The sequence below is a fragment of the Halobellus clavatus genome (assembly GCF_900107195.1).
Classification (GTDB): Archaea; Halobacteriota; Halobacteria; order Halobacteriales; family Haloferacaceae; genus Haloquadratum; species Haloquadratum clavatum.
In genome coordinates, this window is record NZ_FNPB01000007.1 from 164,203 (window position 1) to 184,046 (window position 19,844).

Sequence of the window (19,844 nt, forward strand, 5' to 3'; positions counted from 1 at the left end):
GTGGCGTCTATCAGTGGGGCATAAGCACGGTCACTGTTCGTCCCAGTCCGGGATTGAACGGTCGAGGAACCGTCCGTGACCCGGGTCTCCCACGATGTCGTCGTCGGCAGCGATGAGTTCGCCACGGACGAACGTCCGCTTCACCCGTCCGGTGACCTCGCGGCCGTCGTAGATCGAGTAGTCCGCGTTCGAATGCAGCCGATCGGCGGAGATGGTATGGGTCTCTTCGGGGTCGAACACGATGAGGTCGGCGTCGGCGCCGGGCTCGATTCGACCCTTCCTCGGGAGGCCGAACGTCCGTGCGGGAGCGGTACACAGAAGTCGGACCAGCGCCGGGTACGAGAGGCCGCGGTTTCGCACCGCCTCGTCGTGGAACACGGGGAGGCTGACTTGCAGGCTGTTGACGCCGAAGGCGCTCTCCCACCACGGGCCGTCCGTCTTTCGCGACTCGGGGAGCGGGACGTGGTCAGTCGAAACCACCGAGAGCACGCCGTCGCGCAGTTCCTCGAACAGCGCGTCGACGTCGCTCGGCGTCCGTAACGGGGGCGACATAATCGCGGCGTTGCCGCAGCGTTCGTAGAGTGACTCGTCGAACACGGTGTAGTGGGTACACGTCTCGGCTCTGACGTTCGAGCCGTCGGTCCGGACGGCCGCGATCGCGTCGGCGGCCGCCTCGGAGGTCGTATGAACGCCGTAGTACTTCGCGTCGGCCGTGACGGCGAGCCGGGCGATCGAGTCCGCGGCCATCGCCTCGGCGTAGTCGGGCCGCGATCGGGGGTACGCTGCGGTTGATGCCCCGTCGGGGGCCGCACGGACTGCCTCGCCGCGGCGTTCACACACCGAGTAGTCCTCGGTGTGAACCATTCCGACGGCGCCGAGATCCCCGAGTTCGCGGAAGACTTCGCCGATGAAACCGTTCGACAGGCGGATGTCGTCGGTCGTAAACATCTTGAACGAGGTGATGCCGCCCTCGACGAGGCCCGGGAGCTCTTCGAGGACAGTCCGCGACTCCTGGGTGATGACGGGGTGGACGCCACAATCGATCAGCGGGGCAGCGTCGCGTCGGTGGCGCTCGACGGCTTCCCTGAGCGTGCCGTCTGTCCACTCGCCGTCGTCCCAGCCCTGCCACGCGAACGTGAGAAGGGTCGTGACGCCGCCGGCCGCGGCCGCCGCGGTCCCGCTCTCGTAGGAGTCGATGGAGTTGTAGCCCGCAATGTGGGTGTGTGGGTCGACGACGCCAGGGAGGACGAGGTTCCCGTCGGCGTCGATTCGACGGTCCGCGGCCGGCAGTGCCGTCTCGTCGCCGACACCCACGATTGTCCCGTCGTCGATCGCGACGGCTGCCTCGAACACCGCATCGACAGTCACGACCGTTCCGCTGGCGACGAGCGTGTCGATAGTCATCGGCGGAGGGCCCTGGTGCGGGACGCCGTCGCGGTCCGCTGGCCGGCAGTCGCCGGCGGGTAATGGGCTGCTGCCGGGAACGTATCGGGACTCGGTTCCTGAAGACGAGCGTCGACTGCGGTGCGGAGCGAGGAGCGCATACCCTGGGTGATCGCCTCCAGCGGACTTATACTTTCGAGCAGACACACTTGTGTCGCCGTGTGGCGTGTGCTCGTTGACAGACCGCAGAATGCAGCGGACGATCAGATCGGGGATCCGAAGCCGGAGCTAACCGGTCAGTCGTCCGCGGAGGCCGACTCCGGCAGGTCCTCTTCGAGGTTGGTGGGCGTCTCGGGTGCGAGGCCGTCGGTGTACTCGGTGGGACCGGTGCCGACGCCGCCGCCGGGGATCGCGATGTTAAGCAGGAGCGCGGTGAATCCGCCGGTCACGAGTGCGGAGCCGAACAGTGTCTGGACCTCTGCCGGGAACTGTTGGAGTACCTCGGGGCGAAACGCGACGCCGAGGCCGAGCGCCATCGAGAGGGCGAGGATCGTCGAGTTGCGGTGATCCAGCGTGACGTTCTGGGCGACGATCCGCGCGCCCGAGGAGAAGATCATCGCGAACAGGACCAGCGCGCCGCCGCCCAGCACCGCGTCCGGCATCGCCGAGACGACTGCGCCGACCTTCGGAATCAACCCTAGGATGACGAGGAACGCGCCGCCGATCCCGGCGACGTACCGGCTGGCGACGCCGGTAAAGTTGACCAGTCCGACGTTCTGGGAGAACGACGTGTTGGGGAGCGCGTTGAACACGGCGCCGAACGCGCTCATCACGCCGTCGGCGATGAGCCCGCCGCGCATCTCCGTCTGGGTGGCGTCCCGGCCCGTCGCGGAGACGGTCCCGGAGATATCGCCGATGGTCTCCATCCCGGTTATGAGGTAAAGAAACGCCACGGTGAGAATCGCGCTCGGCTCGAAGGCGAGCCCGTACTTCAGCGGGACGGGAACGGTCACCCAGCCGGCCGAGGCGACCGCCGACAGGTCCACGACGCCGAGTGCGAACGCGGCGAGGTAGCCGACGACGATTCCGACGAAGACGCTGATGATCCGCAGAAAGCCCTCGAAGAACTGATTCAGTCCGACAGTGACGATCAACACGAGACCGGCGAGACCGAGGTTCGTGAACGAACCGTACCCGGCTGCCGACGGGCCCGCGGAGGCGCCGGCCGCGTAGTTCATCCCGGTGGGAATGAGCGTGAGTCCGATCAGCATCACGACGATCCCGGTGACGAGCGGCGGGAAGTACTCGCGGAAGCGATCCAGCGAGAGGCCCATCACCATCTCCACCGGAGCGGCCACGAGCGCGGCCCCGAACACTGCTGCGATCCCGAACTGATTACCGATGCCGATCAGCGGCCCCAGGAACGCGAAGCTCGTCCCCATCACGATCGGCAGCCGCGCGCCGACAGGTCCAAGTGGGAATGCCTGTACGAGCGTCGCGACCCCGGCGACCATCAGCGCCATCTGGACCAGGAACGTCGTTTCTCCGGTTACTGAGCCGACTGCTCCGGCGAGGATCAGCGGTGGGGCGACGTTGCCCAAGAACATCGCTAACACGTGTTGGATGCCGAGTGGGATCGCCTCCCCGAGCGGCGGTCTGTCCTCGATGTCGTACAGCACGACCGAACTGGTCTCGCTAGCCTCCGGTTGAGCCATAGCCAGACGTGGCAGAATTCAGTTATTTAATATCTTTCTTTATATACATAATATTCTCTTTTTCGTTTTTCGATCCGGGGAATTAGAAATCAATAATGGAATATCAACCCGGAAGACTATTATTTTCTTATTTTTAGAGTCATACATCAATCTTCTCGTTTGCCACATTGACACACACGCTACACACGCTTTCGAAGGGTGGGTCCGAGCAACCGCTTGCGGACGGTCACGTTCTCCTCGTACCCGTGCCCAGCGTGAACTCCAGGGCACGGTTCGTCAGACAGTATATGCGATGCGAGCCGTTAAGTGTCGGCTATCCGGACCACGCCGACGAGATGGACAGCCTCACCCTCGAAGAGTTGAACAACGCGGATGGAGAGAAGTTCGTGGCGATTTTGGGTGGCATATACGAGTCCTCGCCGTGGGTGGCCGAGCGGGCCCGATCCGACCGGCCGTTCGCGTCAATTGAGGACCTCCACGACCGTATGTCACGGGCCGTCGAGGACGCGTCGCGGGAACGAAAGCTCGACCTGCTGCGGGCGCATCCCGATCTTGCCGAGGGGACGGAGATGACCGACGCGTCCGAGGAAGAGCAGGCGTCCGCGGGGCTCGATGAACTGTCCCGAGAACAGTATGAGGCCTTCCAGCGTCTGAACGAGACCTACCGCGAACGCTTCGGGTTTCCGTTCATAATGGCGGTGCGGGGCGCGTCTCCGGACGCGATCCAGGCGGCGATGGAACGGCGCATCGAGAACAGCGAGGCCGAGGAGTTCCGGACCGCACTGGACCAGGTCCACGAGATCGCCCGACTCAGGCTGGAGGAACTGGTATCGTAGCTGTCCACCGAGTAGAAAGTCAAAACACACGTGTTTCGACTTTCGAAGTGTAGTCAGACGTTCGTCCACATTTTGAGCCGATGATAAGATATTTTATTCAGTCTATCGGAGTAAGAGTGACGATGAAACATACTGAATTCCACCGCCGTCGGAGGGGTCGTCCCCGATGACGGACGTATCGGAGACCGACGGGCGGACGATGAACTACGGTAAGGAACAGGTCGCGGTCTACCGCACGTTCGGGACGCCCCTGGAGGGGGTGCGGACGATCCCCGAATCACAGTTCACGGGGCGTGACAACACCATCTTCGGCGCCGAAGTGCGCGTCCAAGTTGAGGGCGAGGCCTTCCTGCCGTCGTTCAGCGAGGGCGACAACAGTATGGTGGTGCCGACGGACACGATGAAGAACTTCATCCACCACCAGCTCGGCGAGTACGACGGGGCCACCCTCGAAGGGTTCCTCTATTTTGTCGGCGCGCGGTTCTTAGAGCAGTACTCCCAGATGGATTCGATCCGCGTTTCGGCCGAGGAACTCCCCTTCGAAGAGCGCCCGGTGCCGGGCGAGGACGGGTTCGAGTCCAGCAAGTTGGTGTTCCGCGTCGCCGACTCGGAGTCTGGCTTCGGCGAGGTCGCTCTCGACCGCGGCGACGACGACCCCGTGATCAAGGAGCACACGAGCGGCGTGACCGGAATCGAACTCGTGAAGGTGAAGGACAACTCGTTCGTCGGCTACGTCCAAGACGAGTACACGACGCTGCCCGAACGCGAGAACCGGACGCTCTACGTCGCGCTGGACATCTTCTGGACCTATGCCGATTCCGAAGACGCGCTGGGAGAGGACCCCGAACGGTACGTTCCGGCCGAACAGGTGCGCGACATCGCCCAGGTGGTCTTCGACTGGTTCGACGTGAACTCGATCCAGGACCTGATCTACCGGATCGGCGAGCGGACGCTGGAGCGGTTCCCGCAGCTCGAATCGGTTAGCTTCGAGGCCAACAACCGGACCTGGCTGAAGGTTCGCGACGACCTAGAGGGCGATGCGAAGGTCCTGCGCGAACCCCCCCGGCCCACTGGCTTCCAGCAGTTCTCGATGGATCGAAACGATCTCAAAGGGGAGGATGTCGAATGAGCGCGGCGCTGACGACACACGTCCTCGACACGAGCCGTGAGGGGCCCGCCGAAGGTGTCACGGTGACACTCGAACGGCTCCCGTCGGAGGGCGAACCGGAGACGATCGCTCGGGGAACGACAAACGACGACGGGCGGCTCGACGACCCGCTGCTCGACGAGGACGAGATGGCCGCCGGGCCGTACGAACTGGTCTTCGAGGTCGGCGCGTACTACCGGGAGCGCGGGTCGGAGTCGACGTTCCTGGAGTCGGTCCCGGTCCGCTTCGTCATCGATGACCCCGACGAGCACTACCACGTTCCGTTGCTGCTGTCGCCCGGCGGGTACACGACCTACCGCGGGAGTTGAACGGGTGCTTCGAACGGTCAGCCTGGCGGACGACGCTCACACGCTAGGTGGAGATGGGCGGCCCGCAGTCCCACCACAGGGAAACGGACGAATCGAAATGGACCGGACTGCAGGGCTACAGTCCGTCTCCGAGGTTCACCGATGAACGGGCGGCGGTTCCCCGTCGACTGCGAGCGGCTCCGGCGCGACATCGAACGCAACGCACAGTTCGGCGCGGTGCCGACCGAGGACGGGCAGGGGCGGACGGTGCTACCGGGTACGAAGCCAAATCAGCGCGCCCGCGAGCACCTCGTCGAGCGGATGATCTTCGCCGACCTCTCGGTCGACGTCGACGCCGTCGGGAACATCGTCGGGACGTGGGCCCCCGAGGGATGTGATCCCGACGCCGCTCCCGTGGGTGTCGGAAGCCACCTTGACTCCGTTCCCGAGGGCGGGATCTTCGACGGCCCGCTCGGCGTCTATGCGGGTCTCGAAGCGGTCCGCGCGATGCAGGACGCCGACGTGAGCCCGCCGCGCGCGATCCAGGTCGTCAGCTTCACCGGCGAGGAGGGGACGCGGTTCGCCGATGGCGTCCTCGGATCGTCGGTGGCGGCCGGCCAGCTTGACGTCGAGGCGGCACTCGAACTCTCAGACGGGACCCAGACGCTCGGGGAGGTGTTGCGTACCATCGGTTTCCACGGCGACAGCCGATTCGACGCGAGCGACCTGCACGCGTGGCTGGAACTCCACGTCGAACAGAGCGAGCGGCTCGAACAGATGGGTGTTCCCCTCGGCGTCGTGACGACGATCACCGGGACCAGCAGGCTCCGCGGAACGATCGAGGGGACGGCCGAGCACTCCGGCTCGACGAAGATGTCCGAGCGGACCGACGCACTCGCGGCCGCCAGCGAGTTCGTTTTAGAAATGGAGCGAGCGGCGCAGGCTGAAGCGGGGGCGGACGGAACCGCAGTTGCGACTGTCGGCGAGCTCTCTGTCGACCCGGGGGTCGTCAACGTGATTCCGGGGACAGTCGAGTTCAGCGTGGACGTTCGGGATGTCGACGGGGCAGTGATCCAACGGCTCGTCGACCGGGCGGCCGAAACGCTTGACGCGCTCGAAGCGGACCGCGGGGTGGAGACCACCCTCGCCCGTCCCTACGAGATCCAGCCGGTGGAGATGGCTTCGGTCTGCCGGGATGCGGTCCACGGGGCCGGAAGCACGCTGGGAGTGGAGACCGCAGACGTCCACTCCGGGGCGGGCCACGACACGATGCAGGTCGCGACCGTCACCGACGCGGGCCTGTTGTTCGCCCCCTCGGAGGGCGGTCACTCGCATAACCCGCTCGAACGGACCTACTGGATCGACTGCGCCGTCGCGACCGACGTTCTCACGACGGCGTTGTACACGCTGGCGACCGACGGCGCCGGCGACGCGAACAGACGAACGAAACACGAACACACGCAATGAATCCACTTCAGTACCCGAATAAGCAGCGCCGAATCGACCCGCAGATCGACCGCCGAACGGGAGGTGAGCGGTGAGCGACCTCGAACTCGTCGTCGACGACGAGGTGCTCTCGGCGTCGTTCCTCCCGGACGCCGCCCCCGCGTCGGTCGCCGCTGTGAGAGAATTCACCCCCCTCCATACCGAACTGATGCACGTCAGATGGAGCGGCCACGCCACCTGGATCAACATCGACGAGATCGATCTCCCGGAACTCCCGCGGGAGAACCACACCGTCTATCCGTCGTACGGTGACCTGTTGCTGTATCCGGGGTACCGCAACGAACAGGAGGTCCTTGTTCCCTGTGGGCCGACGTGTTTCAAGAGCCCGGCCGGTGAACTCGCCGGCAACCACTTCGCCACGCTCGAGACGCCCCGCGAGCGACTCGTCGAAATCGAGGAACGTACCCTCCGGGAAGGGGTGCTGGACGCGACGCTCAGACTCGCCGACTGAACGATCCCGGTCGGCGTCGGACTCACTCTGAAGTTCAGGTCAGTGGCCCTCGGTTCCACCTTGACGCCGATCTGTCGGTCAGTCACGAGCGACCACGTAGAAGCGTCGAATGTAGCTATCGCGCTCGGTCGCAACGGTACCGCCGGCGGAACGTTTCCTCGGCTGCGAGCTCGTCGAGTTTGTTCTCTAGAGCGTCGATGAGAAGCTGGGTTCGTGGAATATCGAGGACCTCAGCGACGGTATCGACGCGGTCGACGAGAGACGTCGGAGCGTCGAACTCGATCCGCGTTTTCTCTTCGGACATTGCTCAACGTGCTGGAGCTACGCGCTCACCGATGCTTCATCCCCATCGATATCATTCACGAGCTTTCGGACAGGTTCCGAGGTACAATGAGTATCGCTCTCGGGTGACTCTCGCAGCAGCTCTGCCGAAGAGGTCGTCCCGGGGTGGCCGCGAGTCCGATCAGTCCAGACGGTCGAGCGAGCCATAGAGCTCCTCGTTCTGAATGTGGGTACAGAACTGTGCGCAGAGCCCACAGCAGTCCGCGGCATCGGTGAACGTCCGGACACTGGCGTCCCAGCGCGCGTGGACGGCGCCAAGCATCGCACTTCGAACCGATGGTTCGGTTGCGACCATAACCCGTCGCGTACGCGTTGGTGGCGTTGCATCGGCCGCCGGCCCCTGCATTCCAGCTGTCGACAGAATATCATCGAGGACGCTCCCGATCTCGATCCCGACACCGAGGTTGTCGCCGACCTGTGGAGCGATGAAGATCGTTACATTACTCGCTTGCGCAAAGGCGATACTCTGTGTGGCGGCATCCATCTCGTCGAGCGGAATCCCGACGTCGATTGCGAGAAAGGCATTAAACCCGCGGTCGCGGAGGCAGTCCCGCGTCTCCTGCAGGAGCCGCAAGACCTCGTCTTCGGCGTACTCGCCGCTGCTCTCGTCCCACGTCGCAAATGATGGGGCATCGGTTTCCACATCGGCGTCCGTCGGCAGCAACGCGTCGACATCGAACGTTCGGTATGGGCCCATCAGATAGACGAGAAACTGTTCCCGCCGGACTGGGGCGAGCGCTTCCGAATCACCGGCGGCACGGGGGAGATTGTCGATAATCCGTTGCCGCATTCGACTCGTCGATTCGGAACGGTAATATATAAATCTCGGTGTTTTCAGTAATATTCTAGTCGAGAACGACTAAGTACGTGGTGTCCCAACGTAGGACTCGAGGCACCCCCTAAATGTCCGAAACCGATCGCCAGCCAACAGAGGAGGTTCGTCAGCCGGACCCGCCGCTTCCCGAAGAGAGCGGACTGACGCTCGAGGAGTACCTCGCGATGCAACAGGCGATCGGCCACCCGACGCGGTTTCGGATCCTTCGCACGCTCGTCGCCAACGAGGAACTGAGTGCTGCCGATCTCAAGGCCGCGGTCGATGTCGAATCCCACAATTTCCACTACCATCTCGACGAACTGGTTGACGTCGGGCTTGTCGACAAGCGCCAGCGACGGACCGCTGACAGCCAGGGCTTTTACACGTACTATCGGCCGACGGCAATGGGGCGGGGCATTCTCGAGCACGGTGTCGAAGAGCTGATGCGCCGTGAACGGGAGTTCAACGACGCCTATTCGTAGACTGCCGTAGGATTCTCTGCCCCTATCGGTTATCCAACAATTCCGTTGGGATCCAAAGATGTACACAGCCTCACGCGACTGGGTCGAGCGATTTCATCGAGAAGTCAGATTTCGAGCAGTATCGCTCTGCTAGCCGCATCAAGGACCGTGTCCGCCGGATATCCGCGACGTTGTGGCGTACGAGCGACTCAAAGTCCTCTTTTTCCCACGCGTCAACCGCTTCCTCGCTGTCTACGAACGGATCGAGTTCGGTTAATCCACTCCCGATGAGTTCCTCGTAGACGGCGGTCAAGGTGTCTCCCGACGTGTTGAACCGTGTCTCGAAAACGTCCATCGCGTCGATATACGGCAGTTCTGTGAACGGCCAGTCGATATCGTGGTAACAGAGCCGCGTGCGGAGGAACGGGAGGTCGAACCCTCCGTTCCATCGTTCGCCATTGTACGCGACCAGCTTCACGTCTTGGTGAGTGAGCGTCGATTCGACGAACGCATCCATCTCGCTCAACAAGGTTCGCTCAGTCTGCTGGACCGATATCGAGACTGAGCTCGCCAATTCATCGTTGACCCGTGCTTCGAGATTTGACGGCGGTGCTCGCCCGTCCGTATTGAGGAAGATCCGGGAGCCAACGTCCGTGTCGAACCCGATGACAGTCAGCTGGTCGTCGACGTCAAAGCCAGTTGTCTCGATATCGAACGCAACCGTGTCGAGTTCCGTCATAGATACCACAGCGCGGAACCCCATCTCTTCAGGGGTGGGAGAAAGCGCGTTCGCTTGACTACACTACTGCCGTTGCCGGTGGCAGGCCGACTCCCCTACCCGACTATATAAATAGTTTTAATCATAAGTCGTGTTGTGACGTGTATGGAGGTCCGCCGCACCGTCCCGGTCAAGCTTGACGTGACCGACGAACAGGCGGACCTGCTTCACGAGACGATTGACGAGTTCCTGTGGGCTGCCAACTACGTCGTGGACGCCGCGTGGGACGGCGAGTGGGCTGAAACCCGCAAATCCGTTCTCCACGAGGAAACCTACGACGAGGTGCGTGAGCAGACGCGACTTCACAGCAACCACGTCCAATCGGCTCGTGACAGTGCTGTCGATGCGCTCGGTAGCGTGGTCGCCAAGTGGTCGGAGGGCGAGTACGCCTCGTTGCCGACGTTCACCACGCCGTTTTGCGAATACAACCAGCGAAACGCCACGTTCCACGACGACCACGCTTCGCTGTCCACTGTCGATGGGCGCGTCACCGTCGAGTACGTCTTGCCCGACGAGAACCGCGACACGCCCCACTCGGAGTATTTGCACTCCGACGAGTGGGAACCGACCGGTGCGACACTCCACTACCGTCGTGGCGACTTCTACCTCCACGTCCGAACAAAGGCGGACGTGGACGACACCGAACCAGCCGAGAACGGAACGGTTCTCGGCGTGGATCTCGGGGTCAAGAACATCGCCGTCACGTCGACTGGCGTGTTCTGGTCTGCCGATGAGTTGAACCACTGGCGACAGGAGTACGTCGAGCGCCGCACGTCCCTTCAGGAGTGCGGGTCGCGGTGGGCACACGAGAACGTCCAAGCGGTCGGGCGCAAAGAGACGGGGCGGTTCGAGCAGTATCTTCACCGCGTTGCGAACGAACTCGTCGGGGAAGCCATCGAGAACGGCTGTACGGTCATCGCCTTCGAGAATCTGATGGACATCCGCGAGCGGATGCCTAACGCTCGGCAGTTCCACGAGTGGGCGTTCCGCCGTCTGTACGAGTACGTCTCGTACAAATCCGAGGAACGCGGCATCCGCGCCGAGCAGGTGAACCCAAAGAACACGTCGCGGCGGTGTTCGTCGTGTGGGTTCACCCACGAGGACAACCGCCAGTCGCAGGACACGTTCTGCTGTCAGTCCTGTGGGTACGAGAACAACGCGGACTACAATGCAGCGAAGAACATCGGCTATCGACTCCTTCGCAACCAAACTGGGGGCGAAGGAGGCGCACCCGTAGGTGTGCGCTTGAACAGCGGGATGCTGAACGCGAACGGGGTCAAACCCCTGCCGGATTCGGCCAGAGCGGGAGTCCATGCTGAAAGCCCACGGCTTTAGCCGTGAGTTAACTTACTCCGTGGCTACATCCTGGTGATGCTCCCGCTCGTGGCTCGCTTCCCGTTGTTTGAGTGCCCGTTCGAGCTCCTGGAGGCGCTCTTCGTGGTTATCGAGACGGGCCTCCTGTTCGAGATCGATGCTGAGCAGCGCCGGCAGCAGCGGATTCTGGTGGTTCAACAGTCCGCTCGCGTCGGCGTGCTCGCGGGCGTACTCGAACAGCCGGCCGAAGCGCGGCTGGTCGCGACGCCGCCGTCGGCGATTGCTTCCCACCCCAGGACGCGATCATCGTCCAGAAGTCGATAGTATCCTCCCCTCACCCTACTCGCTCACGCCCCCCAGTCGTTCGCTTTCCGGAATTCACTTAGTTGGATTCAGCCGGTGTACCCCCTATGAGGGGAATATAGTATTCCACCTATGAACTATGTTACTCTAAACTGTGCGTTTCCATATGAACGACCGAATTCCACCGGAGGAGTTTGCAGACGTCAACGAAGCGGTCGGTGAGGAATGGGAAGCAGAAACAACACCCTATGAGCGCATTCGACACGTCGTTGCGCATACGTACAGCCCCGTCTCAGCTGATGCCGTAGCTGACGATGCACGGACTACCCCAAAGACCGCTCGAAAGCACCTGAAAACACTCGCAGACGAGGGGTTTGTCGAGACGGCACCCGGCGAACATAGCGGCAAGCTCTATCGGCGCTCACCCGAATCACTCGTCGTCGAACAGGCTGTTGACATCCTCGAGCACGTTTCGACCGACGAACTTGTGTCGCGAATCCAGGAGATGTGCGAGCAGCTCACCGAGTATCGGTCTGAGTTCGGCGTCGAATCGCCCGAGGAGTTGGCTGTTGACCAGGCGAATCAGACCCTCTCCGAATCTGGGTCTCCAGAAGACGAGATAGACTCAGATGTGATTCGTGAGTGGAAGACGCTCCGTCGGGACCTCGCGCTCGCGAACGCTGCCCTCTCGATCGGCAACGCCGAGCAATTCGTCGGCACCGGCCATCGCTCAATCGGCGATAGCAGTCTTACTGAGTGAGTACACTGGATAGGGTTGTCGACCTGACAGCATGCGAAGACAAAAGAATATAATTTGGGCGGAGAAAGAAATATGTGGTCTTAGTCCGTTAATCGAGGTATGTTAGACAACGCTCGTCGCGACGGCCCACCCCCATTCGACCGGCCATTCGACGGCGAGGACACGAAACAGCGCATGTACGGCGCGGTCCTCCATGCGCGGGAGCCGATGACGGCCGCCGAGATCGCCGAGCGTGCAGACTGCTCCGAAGAGTCCGCACGGACGCATCTGTCCTTCTACGCTGACCTTGGCATCGTTATCCATCACGAGGGTCGTCCAGCTCGGTACGAGCGCAACGACGACTACTTCGAGTGGCGTCGAGTGAATGAGTTGGCGAACGTACACACCGTCGAAGAACTACAGGCCCGGGTCTCGGACCTCACCGACCAAATCGAAGCATACCGCGAAGAGTACGACGCTGACTCGCCCAGTGACGTCGATGTTCTCGAATACGATGCCGAGCGCGTTGACGACGTGTATGCGGACCTCGGGGACTGGGCGACCGCAATCGAGGAGCGCCGGCTCCACGAGCGCGCCCGCCAGAAGGCGACTAACTCCACAGCACCCTCCCAGGGCTGACAATGGCACCGGCCGACGACGGCGCGAGTCCCGCGCCACTGGACCGGGCGGTGTTAGAGCGGATACAGTCTCGATTCGCTGGCCGTCGGGTGTTCGAAGCAGTGGACCTCGTCAAGGAAGGGAAGCTGTATCTCCGTGTCGAACTCGCCGGTGATTACTACCCGGGTGATGTCTCTGCCCGGTTTGAGATTCGATGGTATCGCAACGATGACTTCACCGTTCACTATCAAGAAGAGCGCCAGGAGAGCGTGTGGAAGTGTCGGTGGGACCGTCACCCCAGCAATCACAACGAACGAGATCACTTTCATCCGCCGCCGGACGCAAGTCGTGCCGACGCAGAAGACGCACAGTGGCCCCCAGACCATCGTGACGTCTGCCGCCTTGTCCTCGATTACGTCGAAGAGCGAATCGAAACTCTATGGGAACGGCAGTAGGACGCAAAACAGCCTCACTGCCGCCAATCCTGCTTGAAACGCGCGATCTTCTATGCAATAGGCTCCAGCGACTTCATAGAGAAATCTGACTTTGAACAATACCGTTCTGCAAGCTCTATCAACGCTCGAGTCCGTCGGATATCCGCGACATTGTGGATGATGAGTGGCTCGTAGGCGCCTTCCTCCCATGCGGTGACTGCCTCGCTACTGTCGGTGAATGGATCCAGCTGGTTCAATCCGGCGCCGATCAGTTCCTCGTAGACGCCACTCAGCGTGTCTTCACTCGTATTGAACCGTGTTTCGAAGACATCCATCACGTCGACGTATGGCAACGTGCCAAAGGGCCACTCGAGCCCGTGCGTACAGAGCCGTGTGCGAAGGAATGGGAGGTCGAATCCTCCGTTCCACCGCTCACCGTTGTATGCGACGAGCTTTGCATCTCGTTGGGTGAGTGTCGACGTGACGAACGTCGCTAGTTCGTTCAGGAGTTCCTGTTCGCTGTCGTGGAGTGAGAGCTGTACCGGTGTCTGGAGGGCGTCGTTGAACCGATCTGCGAGGCCTGTTTGTGGTGCCGTTCCGGTATGGAGAAATACTCGCGACGAGACTGCCGAGTCGAACCCAACTACTGTGAGTTCATCATCGGCCTGAAATCCCGTCGTTTCGATATCGAATGCAATCGTCGTCAACTCCGTCATTCCACACCTCCAGTGGTACCTTCGGCGGACGATTGCTGCTGTTCGACCACTGATTCCGAAAGCCGTTGCTCAAGCTCTGCTAGACGTTCCTCGTGGTCGTCGAGGCGGGCCTCCTGTTCGAGATCAATGCTGAGCAGCGCCGGCAGGAGCGGATTCTGGTGGTTCAACAGCCCGCTCGCCTCGGCGTGCTCGCGGGCGTACTCGATCAGCCGGTCGAAGCGCGGCTGGTCGCGACGACGGAGTGCCCGGCGGAACTCCGCCCAGCGTTCTTCGATGGCCCGCAACGCATCCCGGTACGTTGGGTTTGTGCCCCCCATCGCTATTGCCCTCCGATCCCGGTTGCCGTCCACGCATCGAGCAAGGGGTCCGCGGTGGCCGACACCGTCTCACCGTCAGCGGTGACCCCGGTGCCGACACCCGCCGGGGTCGACGTCGACGGCGCCGGCGTCGTCGGTTCCACGCCGACCTGCGTGGCGCGTGCCGCGAGCAGCTGCCGCCAGTACGCGAACGTCGTCTGGTAGTACCCGCCCTCGTCGACGGGATAGACGAGCGTCTCGAAGTCCTCGCCGACGACCCGTGGCCCCATCCGGGTCTGCTCGCATTCCAGGTGGTGGTCGGCGACCGTCGCAATTGGCTCGGTGAATTCGTTTCGTTCGTTTCGCGTAACGAGCACCGGGATGTCGTACCCATCAGCGTAGGTCGCTAACCGGGCGAGAGTTCGAGCCTGAAGGGTTCCCGCGTGGGTTTCGCCGAGGGTATCGTCGGCGCGGTACTGGGCGTCGACGGCCGGCGCGACGATGAGGGCGGGCGTGTGGGGCGACGTGTCCTCGTCGCGACCTGGTGGCCGTCGATCGGCCACCCTGGTATCGGCTGTGGACATCTGGATCGACTTGTTCACCGCTGTCGGGAGATCACGGATGGCGCCGTAGTGCTGGTAGGCGGTAAATCCGCGCGCGACGTGGATTCGGTTGAGCAATCGTGTACTGGGTGCGATTTTGGCGAGTGCCGTCGTCGTCGCGTGACCATTTGCGTCGACCCAGAAGGCGGGCCCGTCGTGCAGGAGGAGATGGTCGAGCACGAGTGACTGCAGGATCGGGACGCCGCGGCCCCCCTCCACGTCGAGCAGCGTGATGCCGTCGTCGAGTGACGGCAACAACATCTCGTCCGTAGCCGGATCGGCTTGGTCAGCGAGGGACCGATTGCGGTCAGCGCCCCGAGTTGGCTGGTCCACCGCCAATCGGTTCGATGTTGCGTCTCCTTCCATACGCGCCTAATTGTCCACAGTCCCGATAAGCCGCGGTGTGTCGCTTCCGCGTTTCAGGGAAGACACGGGACAGATCCTGCCCCATCCTCTGTCGTCGACTTTCTGCGGCTGTTTCGGCTGTTTCCGAGAACGTTTCCAGGGATCGGGTTCAGCCGGCGCTGGTTAATTAACCAACAAACTGGTACTCCGTGAGTCTGTTGGTTAATATCTTACAGTTGATCTCGCTGCTCGGATAGGAACGACACAAGGTTGTTAATCGCGTCTGCTGGCAACTCTTTTTGTCGGAAGACACCTTTGAACGAGTCTTCGAACCCCTCCTGTTGGAGTTGATCCAGCACCATTTCGATCTGTCTCTTGAGCTTCTCGGGGGCGCCACGATCAAGAAATCGCTCAATACGGTTGAAGTCCGCACGCAAGCTGATCACGACAAGGTCACGGGTATCAGCCTTCCGGCCGCTGTGGAGTTTCATCGCGAACAGCAGTGCCGGTTCCGGGATTCGCCCGTCGAGGCCTTCGGCGACATCGAGTGATTCGATCGTACTGTGTTCGTGGAGATAGCGGTATGACCACTCCGCGTCCGTCTGTCGACATCCCATCGCATCCACGAGTGCCTCGAACTTGACTTCGTTCTCTCCGACCGGTTTCGCGTACTGGATCATTCGACCATCGTACTCGTTCGAGACATCCTGCTCGAACTGTTTCTCGTATCCGATGTCACGAAGGAGAGTGTCGTAGTCGTCGAGTGCAGTGTCCGGGATCACGGTATCGATATCGGTCGTAAACCGGGTTTGAAACGCGGAAACTGCCCAGCCGCTAACGAGAACATACGGCAGTTCGGCGTCCTGTACCGCGCGGTGCGTGTCGATGAGTTCGGATTGACGCTCGGAAAGACTCATCTATCGCCTCTGTTAGGTCGTGCTCATCGTGCTGTGGTGCGACGCATCGATGTCCCTGTCGTACTCGTTGGCGATAATCTCCAAGGCGGGCTCGTACGCCGGGCGGTTCTCCATCATCTGGTCGATGGCATCGTCCACCGGGATGACGGGGTTGCCGTCGACCCACTCGGCGTCGATACCGTTGGTCCTCGGGAACAACACATAGTGGACGTTCCCGTTGACGTCGCTGGCGTCCGGGCGCTCGTTGATCGTCGTATCGACGCCAAACCGCTGGAAGAACGCGAGCCACCGTTCGACGTCACGGTCGTGCACTTCGATGAATACCGGATAGTCGTCGTAGCTCCGCGCGATCTGGTAGCCGCCGTGCGTCCAGACGTATGCCGCATCAATCTCCGTGTACGCAAACTCCATCCCGGCGAAGTGTGGGATGACGTACGCGTCCTCTTGGGAGATGGTGTCGCGGCTGTACAACGCAGCCATCATCTCGGTGTACTGCTGGCGCATCTCGTGGTCAACGATCTGAATTCCATTATCTGTTTTAGCGATAATATCTGCGTCATCTAACCGCTCAATCCAGTCGTACACCCACGAGTACGAGACGTCGATCTTGCTCGCGATGCGATTAATAGAATCGCCACGCTGAACTGCCAAGACAATCTTTGCAGCTGTAGCATCCATTAATTCGGTCATTGTTGAATCGCCTCCTGTCCGACTTGACGCTTTCACCATTAGTTATCTCTATAGAGATAACAATACATAGAACTTCCGTCCAGGCCGGATCGATGCGGGATATGCCTACCCGACGGCGCTACGGTCACTGCATCGGCGACGCCGCTGCCGAATCGACGAGCGAGTACTCTCGATCTCGACTCGTCCCCTCCGCCTTGAGGAGGTTGTACCGGATGTTGAGGCGACTGACCTTGGAGCTTGACTTCCGGGATGAGAAAAACGAATGAATTGAACACATTCTGAGGAACGAACTGGCACCCTCTACTCGATGAACAAAACGAGGGAAACGAACGTAACGAACAGAACGAATGCGTTGATGGCAACGAGTGCGTTTGCTTCAACGAGCGAAACGAACAGTTGGTTTTAACATCGTAGTAATCCTCTCACCGAGTGAAACACCCTCACCGAACGAACCGAACTAAACGACCAAAACGAACGAAACGAACATAACGAGAGTAACGAAGATAATGACCGACACCAACACCGCACGAATCACGGTGGCAAATCAGAAGGGAGGCGCGGGGAAGACAACCGACGTCATTCATACTGGCGGCGCACTCGCTGCCCGAGGCCACGACGTCCTCCTAGTCGATATCGACTACCACGGAGGGCTCACCTGCTCGCTTGGCTACAACGATCTGTACTACGACACCGACCGTACAACGCTGTTCGACGTTCTCGACTTCGACCAGATGGAGTCGGTGAACGACATCATCGTCGAGCACGAGGAATTCGACATCCTCCCCGCGAGCGAGAAGCTCGCGAACAACAAAAACATCCAGACGCTGCTTGAGGCGCCGAAGAGTCGCGAGCGGTTGGAGATGACTCTCGACGAGCTCGAAAAGGACTACGACTACATCATCGTCGACACGCCGCCATCCCTGAACGTCCTCACCGACAACGCGCTCGTCGCGACCGGCAACGTCATCATCCCCGTCATTCCCGAGAAGCTCAACGCCAACAGTCTCCAGATTTTCGCAAAGCAGCTGAGTTCCCTCGAACAGGCGTACGGAGACATCAATCGGCTCGCGATTGTCTGTAACCGTGTCGAGCAGAACTCCGAACACCGCGACACCATCGAGGAGATCAAGTCGGCGTACTCCCTTCCAGTGTTCGAGATCCCGAAGCGGACCGACCTCTCCCAGTCGATTGGCGAAGGGGTGTCCGTCTTCGGCTTCGGCAAGGAGAACCAGCGCGTCGAGGACGCACGCGACCTGTTCAACGAGATCGCCGACCTGTTCGACGAGACGTTTGAGAAGACCGCGCCTGAGGAGGTGGAAGCATGAGCGACGGCTGGGGCGATGCTTCCGGCATCGAGGGCAACTACGAAGAGGAGGACGATGAGGTCGATTCTGGCGAAACAAGTGAGGTGAGTGAAACGATGGAAACCAGTTCATCGACCGAATCGCCTTCAACGAGTGAAACGAACGAAACGAGTAAAACGAAGACAAACATCAAGGACGAGTGGAACGGGCGAACGATCTACATTCCCGACGATGTCCTCGACGAGATGGAGGACACCTATCTCGAGTCACAGCTGAAGCTCCGCAAGGCGGGCCAGGACGAGTTCAAGAAGAACCGCCACTTCTACCCGCTACTCGTCCAGTTCGGTGTTGAGGCGCTCTCTGAGGCGGATGCTGAAGAAATCCAGGCTCGGCTTTCGGAACTCGGCGATGAATGAACTTGTACAGAACGAGGGTCAAGGCTAGTTGAGACAGAGTCTCTCAATGCATATGGCATTCTGGCGCAGTTCATAAATAGTATGAAGACGCAGTCTCTGATAGAACGATGGCACGAATTACCGGCTCCTACCCAGATGACCTCAATCTCCTCATTGAGGGGGCTGTCGAGGCTGGTGTGTTCGGGGGCAAGAGCGATGCATTGCGTGAGTTCGTGCGTGAATACTTCGAGGACCACGAGAATGAACGTATTGCAGCTGCAGTCGCCCTCTATGAACGCGAGCGGATTACACTCGGTGATGCTGCGAGACTCGCTGATGTCGACCGCTGGACGATGCGTGACATCCTCCGTGAGCACGGTGTTGAGCTCCGCCTCGGACTCGTTGACGAAGACGACGCAGCCTACGAGGTAGAGGCAACACGCGAACTCGAGTTCGGTGATGAAGACTCGTCTGATGAGGAGTCACGTGCTAAATGACAGGTGACGATATTCCAGCGAACCCGAGCGTCCTGAACACGACTGTCCTCTCGAATTTCGCCTACCTCGATCAGCTGTAGGTAGTTGCTGACCTCTCTGGAATCTGTACGGTCCCAGTCGTCCGGGAGGAACTCGAACACGGCGTTGATGACTATCCATATCTTCACTCGGCATTCGATACACTCGACGACGAGATTCAGGTCGCGACGATTTCGGACACCGTTGCAAACAGAGAGGCGGGTGTCAGTGACCATCTTGATCCCGATGAAGCACAGGCGTTTGCTGTGGCAGACGCTGAGGACGGTCGTCTACTGACCGACGACGGGGATGCCCGGTCGTTTGCGAAAGACCAAGGCGTGACTGTCGTCGGGTCGGTCGGGGTTTTGTTGGCTGCGATCGATGCTGGAAAGGTTGATGAGCCAACTGCCGATGAGTGGCTGTCGATATGGACCGATGAAATCGGGTACTACGCGCCATACCAGTCGATTTCGGAATATCGGTGTGATACGCATACCGTCCCCTCCATAGCGGGTGTGGTCTCAACTTCCAAGGGGCGACAGTAGTTGAGACTGGCTGTCTCAATGCATACGAATCTGATACTGATTTCAGTCGTGTTTAGTTAAGGATGAAGAGTGAGGCGGAGTGATTTCTTGGTGATCTATGCCAGAAATCGCCCGCCTCACCGGATGTACAGACTGGATTGATTTGGATTTTGTGGAGCGTCAGCGGACACCCGAGCGTGCGATGAAGCTCGGTATTCAGTTGCAGTTAGCGGGGCTGTCGCTCCGGAATACCGTCCCGGTTCTCGAAGAGTGGGGTGTCGAGCGCTCGCCGAAAGCGATCCACGATTGGGTGCAGAAAGCCGATCTACAGCCCACAGAGGGTCGAAGCCCGAATCACGTTGCTCTTGACGAGACTGTGATTCGAATCGAT

The 19,844-nt window shown here is 60.8% G+C and carries 25 protein-coding genes and 2 pseudogenes; 15 read left to right on the forward strand and 12 right to left on the reverse strand.

The features are described 5' to 3' along the window. Positions 1-30: 30 nt before the first annotated feature. From BLU74_RS11655 to BLU74_RS11660, 3 genes are all read right to left on the reverse strand, one after another. On the reverse strand, positions 31-1,404 hold the full coding sequence (locus tag BLU74_RS11655) for a dihydroorotase (RefSeq protein WP_089767448.1): 1,374 nt from the start codon (positions 1,402-1,404) through the stop codon (positions 31-33). Continuing rightward, the gene (locus BLU74_RS18965) at positions 1,401-1,544 is read right to left on the reverse strand and encodes a hypothetical protein (RefSeq protein WP_175454629.1); all 144 of its coding nucleotides are present in this window, start codon (positions 1,542-1,544) and stop codon (positions 1,401-1,403) included. The genes BLU74_RS11655 and BLU74_RS18965 overlap by 4 nt, the downstream gene beginning before the upstream one ends. 135 nt (positions 1,545-1,679) lie before the next feature. Then, positions 1,680-3,098, reverse strand: coding sequence for a uracil-xanthine permease family protein (locus BLU74_RS11660; RefSeq protein WP_089767449.1), 1,419 nt, complete (start codon positions 3,096-3,098; stop codon positions 1,680-1,682). A 335-nt stretch (positions 3,099-3,433) separates the two neighbouring features. Between BLU74_RS11660 and uraD the strand changes: the two genes are divergently transcribed. The 5 genes from uraD to BLU74_RS11685 all read left to right on the forward strand — a co-directional run bounded on the left by uraD (position 3,434) and on the right by BLU74_RS11685 (position 7,346). Beyond that, positions 3,434-3,934, forward strand: coding sequence for a 2-oxo-4-hydroxy-4-carboxy-5-ureidoimidazoline decarboxylase (gene uraD, locus BLU74_RS11665; RefSeq protein WP_089767481.1), 501 nt, complete (start codon positions 3,434-3,436; stop codon positions 3,932-3,934). A 166-nt stretch (positions 3,935-4,100) separates the two neighbouring features. Continuing rightward, the gene (pucL, locus tag BLU74_RS11670; protein WP_245705786.1) at positions 4,101-5,063 is read left to right on the forward strand and encodes a factor-independent urate hydroxylase; all 963 of its coding nucleotides are present in this window, start codon (positions 4,101-4,103) and stop codon (positions 5,061-5,063) included. Next, the gene (gene uraH / locus BLU74_RS11675) at positions 5,060-5,410 is read left to right on the forward strand and encodes a hydroxyisourate hydrolase (protein ID WP_089767450.1); all 351 of its coding nucleotides are present in this window, start codon (positions 5,060-5,062) and stop codon (positions 5,408-5,410) included. The genes pucL and uraH overlap by 4 nt, the downstream gene beginning before the upstream one ends. A 141-nt stretch (positions 5,411-5,551) precedes the next feature. Further along, positions 5,552-6,856 (forward strand): Zn-dependent hydrolase, encoded by a 1,305-nt coding sequence (locus BLU74_RS11680; protein WP_089767451.1) that lies wholly within the window; start codon positions 5,552-5,554, stop codon positions 6,854-6,856. A 70-nt stretch (positions 6,857-6,926) separates the two neighbouring features. Beyond that, entirely contained in the window at positions 6,927-7,346 is a 420-nt protein-coding gene (locus tag BLU74_RS11685) for a DUF3830 family protein (protein WP_089767452.1), read from the forward strand. 115 nt (positions 7,347-7,461) lie between these two features. On the opposite strand, the gene BLU74_RS11690 is transcribed toward BLU74_RS11685, so the two are convergent. Next, positions 7,462-7,650, reverse strand: coding sequence for a hypothetical protein (locus tag BLU74_RS11690; RefSeq protein ID WP_089767453.1), 189 nt, complete (start codon positions 7,648-7,650; stop codon positions 7,462-7,464). 159 nt (positions 7,651-7,809) lie between these two features. Then, positions 7,810-8,478, reverse strand: a complete 669-nt coding sequence (locus BLU74_RS11695) for a DUF7509 family protein (protein WP_089767454.1) — start codon at positions 8,476-8,478, stop codon at positions 7,810-7,812. 113 nt (positions 8,479-8,591) lie between these two features. Here BLU74_RS11695 and BLU74_RS11700 point away from each other — a divergent pair, with 113 nt between their 5' ends. Continuing rightward, complete coding sequence (locus BLU74_RS11700) at positions 8,592-8,984, forward strand: winged helix-turn-helix domain-containing protein (protein ID WP_049934367.1); 393 nt, start codon at positions 8,592-8,594, stop codon at positions 8,982-8,984. A gap of 70 nt (positions 8,985-9,054) precedes the next feature. Here BLU74_RS11700 and BLU74_RS11705 read toward each other — a convergent pair whose 3' ends face one another. Beyond that, positions 9,055-9,702 (reverse strand): ribonuclease H-like domain-containing protein, encoded by a 648-nt coding sequence (locus BLU74_RS11705; RefSeq protein WP_089767455.1) that lies wholly within the window; start codon positions 9,700-9,702, stop codon positions 9,055-9,057. Between the two features lie 144 nt (positions 9,703-9,846). Between BLU74_RS11705 and BLU74_RS11710 the strand changes: the two genes are divergently transcribed. After that, positions 9,847-11,076: an RNA-guided endonuclease InsQ/TnpB family protein gene (locus BLU74_RS11710; protein WP_089767456.1), complete on the forward strand. Its 1,230-nt coding sequence runs from the start codon at positions 9,847-9,849 to the stop codon at positions 11,074-11,076. A 12-nt stretch (positions 11,077-11,088) separates the two neighbouring features. Here the strand turns inward: BLU74_RS11710 and BLU74_RS11715 are convergent, their stop codons facing one another. Continuing rightward, positions 11,089-11,346 (reverse strand): DUF8156 family protein, encoded by a 258-nt coding sequence (locus BLU74_RS11715; RefSeq protein WP_089767457.1) that lies wholly within the window; start codon positions 11,344-11,346, stop codon positions 11,089-11,091. Between the two features lie 178 nt (positions 11,347-11,524). Between BLU74_RS11715 and BLU74_RS11720 the strand changes: the two genes are divergently transcribed. The 3 genes from BLU74_RS11720 (at position 11,525) to BLU74_RS19595 (ending at position 13,170) form a co-directional block, all read left to right on the forward strand. Beyond that, positions 11,525-12,118: a DUF7342 family protein gene (locus tag BLU74_RS11720; protein WP_089767458.1), complete on the forward strand. Its 594-nt coding sequence runs from the start codon at positions 11,525-11,527 to the stop codon at positions 12,116-12,118. Between the two features lie 99 nt (positions 12,119-12,217). Beyond that, on the forward strand, positions 12,218-12,736 hold the full coding sequence (locus BLU74_RS11725) for a DUF7342 family protein (RefSeq protein ID WP_089767459.1): 519 nt from the start codon (positions 12,218-12,220) through the stop codon (positions 12,734-12,736). Positions 12,737-12,738: 2 nt separating this feature from the next. After that, the gene (locus BLU74_RS19595; protein ID WP_089767460.1) at positions 12,739-13,170 is read left to right on the forward strand and encodes a toxin-antitoxin system TumE family protein; all 432 of its coding nucleotides are present in this window, start codon (positions 12,739-12,741) and stop codon (positions 13,168-13,170) included. Between the two features lie 50 nt (positions 13,171-13,220). Here BLU74_RS19595 and BLU74_RS11735 read toward each other — a convergent pair whose 3' ends face one another. The 5 genes from BLU74_RS11735 to BLU74_RS11755 all read right to left on the reverse strand — a co-directional run bounded on the left by BLU74_RS11735 (position 13,221) and on the right by BLU74_RS11755 (position 16,703). Next, positions 13,221-13,865, reverse strand: coding sequence for a ribonuclease H-like domain-containing protein (locus BLU74_RS11735; RefSeq protein ID WP_089767461.1), 645 nt, complete (start codon positions 13,863-13,865; stop codon positions 13,221-13,223). After that, positions 13,862-14,182 carry a DUF8156 family protein gene (locus BLU74_RS11740; RefSeq protein ID WP_089767462.1) on the reverse strand — a complete coding sequence of 107 codons (321 nt, stop codon included), beginning with the start codon at positions 14,180-14,182 and terminating at the stop codon, positions 13,862-13,864. The genes BLU74_RS11735 and BLU74_RS11740 overlap by 4 nt, the downstream gene beginning before the upstream one ends. Before the next feature lie 2 nt (positions 14,183-14,184). After that, entirely contained in the window at positions 14,185-15,129 is a 945-nt protein-coding gene (locus BLU74_RS11745; protein ID WP_175454631.1) for a hypothetical protein, read from the reverse strand. A gap of 209 nt (positions 15,130-15,338) precedes the next feature. Next, complete coding sequence (locus BLU74_RS11750; RefSeq protein WP_089767463.1) at positions 15,339-16,025, reverse strand: hypothetical protein; 687 nt, start codon at positions 16,023-16,025, stop codon at positions 15,339-15,341. Between the two features lie 12 nt (positions 16,026-16,037). Further along, positions 16,038-16,703: a helix-turn-helix domain-containing protein gene (locus BLU74_RS11755; RefSeq protein WP_089767464.1), complete on the reverse strand. Its 666-nt coding sequence runs from the start codon at positions 16,701-16,703 to the stop codon at positions 16,038-16,040. A gap of 518 nt (positions 16,704-17,221) precedes the next feature. On the opposite strand from BLU74_RS11755, the gene BLU74_RS11760 reads away from it, so the two are divergent. The 5 genes and pseudogenes from BLU74_RS11760 to BLU74_RS11780 all read left to right on the forward strand — a co-directional run. After that, complete coding sequence (locus tag BLU74_RS11760) at positions 17,222-18,040, forward strand: ParA family protein (protein WP_089767465.1); 819 nt, start codon at positions 17,222-17,224, stop codon at positions 18,038-18,040. Then, positions 18,037-18,435 (forward strand): DUF8160 family protein, encoded by a 399-nt coding sequence (locus BLU74_RS11765; RefSeq protein WP_089767466.1) that lies wholly within the window; start codon positions 18,037-18,039, stop codon positions 18,433-18,435. The genes BLU74_RS11760 and BLU74_RS11765 overlap by 4 nt, the downstream gene beginning before the upstream one ends. 107 nt (positions 18,436-18,542) lie before the next feature. Continuing rightward, positions 18,543-18,911, forward strand: coding sequence for a UPF0175 family protein (locus tag BLU74_RS11770; RefSeq protein WP_089767467.1), 369 nt, complete (start codon positions 18,543-18,545; stop codon positions 18,909-18,911). Continuing rightward, a pseudogene (locus tag BLU74_RS19600) lies at positions 18,908-19,411 on the forward strand (hypothetical protein); the annotation flags it as partial. The gene BLU74_RS11770 and the pseudogene BLU74_RS19600, both read left to right, overlap by 4 nt. 160 nt (positions 19,412-19,571) lie before the next feature. Beyond that, positions 19,572-19,844, forward strand: a pseudogene (locus BLU74_RS11780) (IS6 family transposase); the annotation flags it as partial.